This window comes from Burkholderia dolosa (genome assembly GCF_902499135.1).
Taxonomy (GTDB): domain Bacteria; phylum Pseudomonadota; class Gammaproteobacteria; order Burkholderiales; family Burkholderiaceae; genus Burkholderia; species Burkholderia dolosa.
Map to the genome: position 1 here is coordinate 1 of NZ_CABVPR010000121.1, position 5,080 is coordinate 5,080.

The following is a 5,080-nucleotide window of genomic DNA, read 5'->3' on the forward strand; positions in this document are numbered from 1 at the left end:
AGACGCAGGCCGCCGCCGCGCTGCTCGCGATCGGCATCGTGCCGCGCATCGACGCGCGTGCCGCGCAGCGCACGCAGGTCGCCGCGCAGCGTGCGCTGCCGGTATCCGTGATCATGCCGGGCGCGGCGCCGGCCGATCAGACGCTCACGCTGCCCGGCTCGGTCGCGCCGTACGCGGAGGCGTCGATCTATGCGCGCACCAGCGGCTATATCGCGCACTGGAGCGTCGATCTCGGCGCGCACGTGAAAGCCGGCCAGACGCTCGCGCAGATCGCCGCGCCCGATCTCGACGCGCAGCTGCGCCAGGCGCGCGCCGACGAGGCAAGCGCGCAGGCGAACTACGACTACGCGAAGTCGACCGCGCAGCGCTGGCAGGACATGCTGAAGACGCAATCGGTATCGCAGCAGGACACCGACACGAAGGTCGCGGACATGCACGCGAAGCGCGCGATGCTCGCGTCCGCGCAGGCGAACGTCGCGCATCTCGCGGATTTGGTGTCGTACGAGACGGTCACCGCGCCGTTCGACGGTGTGATCACCGCGCGCAACGTCGACGTCGGCACGCTCGTCACCGCGGGCGGCACGCCGGGCAGCCCCGGCCTGTCCGGCGAACTGTTCCATCTCGAGCAGACCGACACGCTGCGCGTGTTCGTCGACGTGCCGCAGGACAGCGCGGCCGGCGTGTCGACCGGCACGCCGGTCTACCTGACGACGCAGCAGTATCCGGGGCGGCGCTTTGCCGCGCACGTCGCGCGCGATGCGGGCGCGATCGATCCGGTCACGCGCACGCTGCGCGTCGAGATCGACGTCGACAACCGCGACGGCGCGCTGATGCCCGGCGCGTATGCGCAGGCGCACCTCGTGCTGCCGAGCGCGGCGCCCGCGCTCGAGCTGCCGGTCAGCGCGCTGCTGTTCCGGCCGAACGGCGTGACGGTCGCGACCGTCGGCGCGGACGGCCGCACCGCGCTGAAGACCGTGCAGATCGGACGCGACTTCGGCACGCGCGCCGAGATCGTCGCGGGGCTCGCGCCGACCAATCGCGTGATCGACAACCCCGGCGACGCGATCACGGCCGGCGAGATCGTGAAGGTCGTGTCCGTCGCGCACGATGCGGCGCCGGCTGCCGCTCAATCCGCTCGATCGGCAACGTCCGCCCAGCCCGCTCGCGTCGCGCAGGCCGCGCCCGCGGCCGGTACGCCGCCCGTCCCGTCCGTGCATCCGGCGAGCGCCGCGGCAGCGACATCGGCCGCATCGGCCGCGCTGCCGGCGTCCGCCCGCGGCTGACCATACGACAACCTACGAGGTGCCTGCCATGCGCTTGCCCGCTCCGCTCCCGTTCGCCCGCCGTCTCGCTGCGCTCGGCGTCGCCGCCGCGCTCGCCGGCTGTTCGACGCTGCCGCCTTATTCGCCGCCGTCGGTCGCGGTGCCCGCGCACTATGCGGGCGCGCCGGCCGATCAGGCCGGCTGGAACGTCGCCGCGCCGGCCGACGCCGCACCGCGCGGCGCGTGGTGGACCGTGTTCGGCGACGCCGACCTGAACGCGCTCGAAGCACGCGTCGACGTGTCGAACCAGACCGTGAAGAAAGCCGTCGCCGACCTCGAGCAGGCGCGCGCGCTGGTCGATTACCAGCATGCGGGGTTCCTGCCGACCGTCACGGCCGGCGTCGCGCAGAGCCGCGCGCGCGTGTCGCGCAACCGGCTCGGCTCGTCGCTCGCGGGCAAGACGACGTCCGACTATCAGGCCGGCGTCGCCGCGAGCTGGGAGCCCGACGTGTTCGGCCGCGTGCGCGATGCGGTGGCCGGCGCGCAGGCGGACGCCGCCGCGAGCGCGGCCGACCTGCAGGCCGTGAAGCTGTCGGTGACGGCGGAGCTCGCGACCGATTATTTCGCGCTGCGTTCGCTCGATACGCAGAAGCAGCTGCTCGACGACACGGTGCGCGCGTATGCGGACGCGCTGACGCTGCTCAGGCAGCAGCTCGCGGCCGGCGCGATCGACGCGTCGGCGGTCGCGCAGGCGCAGACGCAGCTCGAATCGACGCGCACGCAGGACACCGACATCGACGCATCGCGCGCGCAGCTGCAGCATGCGATCGCGACGCTCGTCGGCGAGAGTGCGTCGACGTTCACGCTGCCGCCGCGCGTTCAGCCGTTCGACGTGCCGCAGATTCCGACCGGCGTGCCGTCGCAGCTGCTCGAGCGGCGGCCCGACATCGCGGCCGCCGAGCGCCGCGTCGCGGCCGCGAACGCGCAGATCGGCGAGGCGCGCGCCGCGTTCTTCCCCGATCTCGTGCTGTCCGCGGCCGCGGGGCTCGAAAGCGGCTTCTTCGCGCCGTGGCTGTCCGCGCCGAGCCTGTTCTGGTCGCTCGGCCCGCAGCTTGCCGGCACGCTGTTCGACGGCGGCCGCCGCAGCGCGACGCTGCGCGGCGCGCATGCGCAGTACGACGGCGCGGTGGCCGACTATCGGCAGACGGTGCTGGTCGCGTTTCAGCAGGTGGAGGATCAGCTGTCGGCACTCGACGCGCTCGCGTCGGAAGCGCAAAGCCAGCAGCGCGCGACCGATGCGGCCGACCTGTCGCTGCGGCTGACGACGAACCGCTTCAACGCGGGCGCGGTCAGCTATCTGGACGTCGTCACCGCGCAGACAATCGCGCTGTCGAACCGGCGGCTCGCCGACCAGATCGCCGCGCGCCGGATGGAGGCCGCGGTCGCGCTGATCAAGGCGCTCGGCGGCGGCTGGCGGGCCGGCGCCGCCGCGCTTCCGGACGGCGCGGCCGCGACCGGCGTCACGAAGCCGGCTGCTTGACGAACGTGAGAACGAACCGCGTGCCGTTCATGTCGCTTTCGACGCGCGCGGTGCCGCCGTGCAGCTCCATCACCGAGCGCACGATCGCGAGACCGAGGCCCGCCGCGCCGCCCGGCACGCCGCCGCTGCGTGCCGGATCGCCGCGCACGAAGCGGTCGAAGATGCGCGGCAGCAGCGCGGGATCGATCGGCTCGCCGGGATTCGCGACCGTCACGCGCACCGCGTCGTCCGTTTCGTCGACGCCGAGCGTGATGACGCCGCCGGCCGGCGTATAGCGCAGCGCGTTCGCGAGCAGATTGCTGACCGCGCGGCGGAACAGCTCGAGATCGGCGGTCAGCTGACCTTGCCCTTCGACGCGCAGCGTCGAGCCCGCTTCGTCCGCGAGCCCTTCGAAATAGCCGGCGATGCGCGCAAGCTCGTCGTGCACGTCGAAGGCGCGCTGCCGTGTGACGAAGCCCGGATGCTCGGCGCGGGCGAGGAACAGCACGTTTTCGATCATCCGCGCGAGGCGGTCGTATTCCTCGAGATTCGATTCGAGCAGCGTCTGGTATTCGGCAACGGAGCGCGGGCGCGCGAGCGCGACTTCCGTCGCGCCGCGCATGTTGTTCAGCGGCGTGCGCAAATCGTGCGCGAGATCGGCGCTGAACTGCGACAGATGGCCGAACGCCTGCTGCAGCCGGCCGAGCATCGCGTTCTGCGCGTCGACGAGCGCGCGCAGCTCGCGCGGCGCACGCGACGCGTCGACCCGCATGTCGAGCTTGTCGACGGTGATCTTCCCGGTGTTCGCGACGATCTCGCGCAACGGCGCGAGCGCGGTCCGGATCAGCCACCCGCTGAGCAGCATCGCGAACAGCGCGCCGAGTCCGCCGGCGATTTCGAGCGTGTCGCGATAGCCGTGCAGCAGCGCCGCGCGATCGCTCATGTTGCGCGCGATGGCGATCCGGATCCGCGTGCCGTCGCGCAGCGCGGCATCGGCGACGACGCCGCGCACCGGCGTGCCGCCGTCGGCGGTCCACGCCGCGATCCGGTCGACCGTGATCCGCTCGCGCGCCGGCACCGGCGTCGCGTGCGGCGGAAACAGCCCGGCGTCGGGCAGCACGGACGACGATCCGGCCGCCGCCGGCGCCGCATCGCGCCGCTCGCCGAGCTGGGTGCGCTCGACGTTGTGGCGCGCGAGCACGTTGCCGCTCGCGTCGACGACGGCCATCGACAGCGCCTCGTTGCCGAGCACCTGGCTCGTCAGACGGTCCGCGTGTTCGCGCACCGCATCGAGCGATTCGAGTTCGCCCGCGAGCCGGCGCGCATGCCGCGCCGCGAGCACGATGTCGAGATCGTCCTGCGTGCTGACCTGCCGTTCGAGGCCCTTGTAGACGTATGTTCCGACGAGCGCGAACACGGCGAGCGTGATCGCGCCGAACGCGAGCGCGAGCGTCGCGGTCAGCGAGCGGCCGCGCGTCATGCGCCGTCCTTCGGTTCGAGCACGTAGCCGACGCCGCGGACGGTGTGAATCAGCTTGATCGGAAAATCGTCGTCGACTTTTGCGCGCAGCCGCCGGATCGCGACTTCGACGACGTTGGTGTCGCTGTCGAAATTCATGTCCCATACGTACGACGCGATCTGCGTGCGGCTGAGCACTTCGCCGTGCCGGCGCGCGAGCAGCTGCAGCAGCGAGAATTCGCGCGGCGTCAGATCGATGCGCACCGTGCCGCGCTTCACGCGGCGGCGCACGACGTCGATTTCGAGGTCGCCGACCGTGATGCGCTCGGTCTCGCGCGGCGGCCCGCGACGCGCGAGCGTGCGCACGCGCGCAAGGAGCTCGACGAACGCGAACGGCTTGACGAGATAGTCGTCCGCGCCGAGCTCGAGCCCGTGCACGCGGTCCTGCACGTCGTCGCGCGCGGTCAGGAACAGCACCGGCGTCGTATGCGTGTCGCGCAGCCGCTTCAGCACGCCCCAGCCGTCGAGCACGGGCAGCATCACGTCGAGCACGATCACGTCGTACGACTCTTCCTGCGCGAGCATCAGCCCTTCCGCGCCGTCCTTCGCGAGATCGACGCTGAAGCCGGACTCCTCGAGCCCTTTCTTCAGATATGCGCCGGTCTTCGGCTCGTCTTCGACTATCAGGATGCGCATGATCGACTCCATCGCACGCGGTTGCGGACATCCGGCGATGTTACCGGGAAACGCGGGATGCCGAGCGCACCGTGCGCGGGCGCCATGCGCCGGCGATCGCGCGGGTGCCGCGCGTGCGTCGCCGGCCGGGCGTCCCGCGACGGCC

At 72.1% G+C, this 5,080-nt stretch carries 4 protein-coding genes; 2 read left to right on the plus strand and 2 right to left on the minus strand.

Annotated elements, in window-relative coordinates:
* Together BUB20358_RS27560 and BUB20358_RS27565 are read left to right on the plus strand one after the other, a co-directional pair.
* Nucleotides 1–1,283, plus strand: a 1,283-nt coding sequence (locus tag BUB20358_RS27560; RefSeq protein ID WP_174905166.1) for an efflux RND transporter periplasmic adaptor subunit, incomplete at its 5' end; no start/stop codon positions are given.
* A gap of 28 nt (nt 1,284–1,311) precedes the next feature.
* Nucleotides 1,312–2,802 (plus strand): efflux transporter outer membrane subunit, encoded by a 1,491-nt coding sequence (locus BUB20358_RS27565; RefSeq protein WP_035972365.1) that lies wholly within the window; start codon nt 1,312–1,314, stop codon nt 2,800–2,802.
* On the opposite strand, the gene BUB20358_RS27570 is transcribed toward BUB20358_RS27565, so the two are convergent.
* Together BUB20358_RS27570 and BUB20358_RS27575 are read right to left on the minus strand one after the other, a co-directional pair.
* Entirely contained in the window at nt 2,783–4,261 is a 1,479-nt protein-coding gene (locus tag BUB20358_RS27570) for a heavy metal sensor histidine kinase (protein WP_006764311.1), read from the minus strand. The genes BUB20358_RS27565 and BUB20358_RS27570 overlap by 20 nt on opposite strands.
* Nucleotides 4,258–4,935: a heavy metal response regulator transcription factor gene (locus tag BUB20358_RS27575; RefSeq protein ID WP_006764312.1), complete on the minus strand. Its 678-nt coding sequence runs from the start codon at nt 4,933–4,935 to the stop codon at nt 4,258–4,260. Before BUB20358_RS27575 ends, BUB20358_RS27570 begins: the two co-directional genes overlap by 4 nt.
* Between the last annotated feature and the right edge of the window lie 145 nt (nt 4,936–5,080).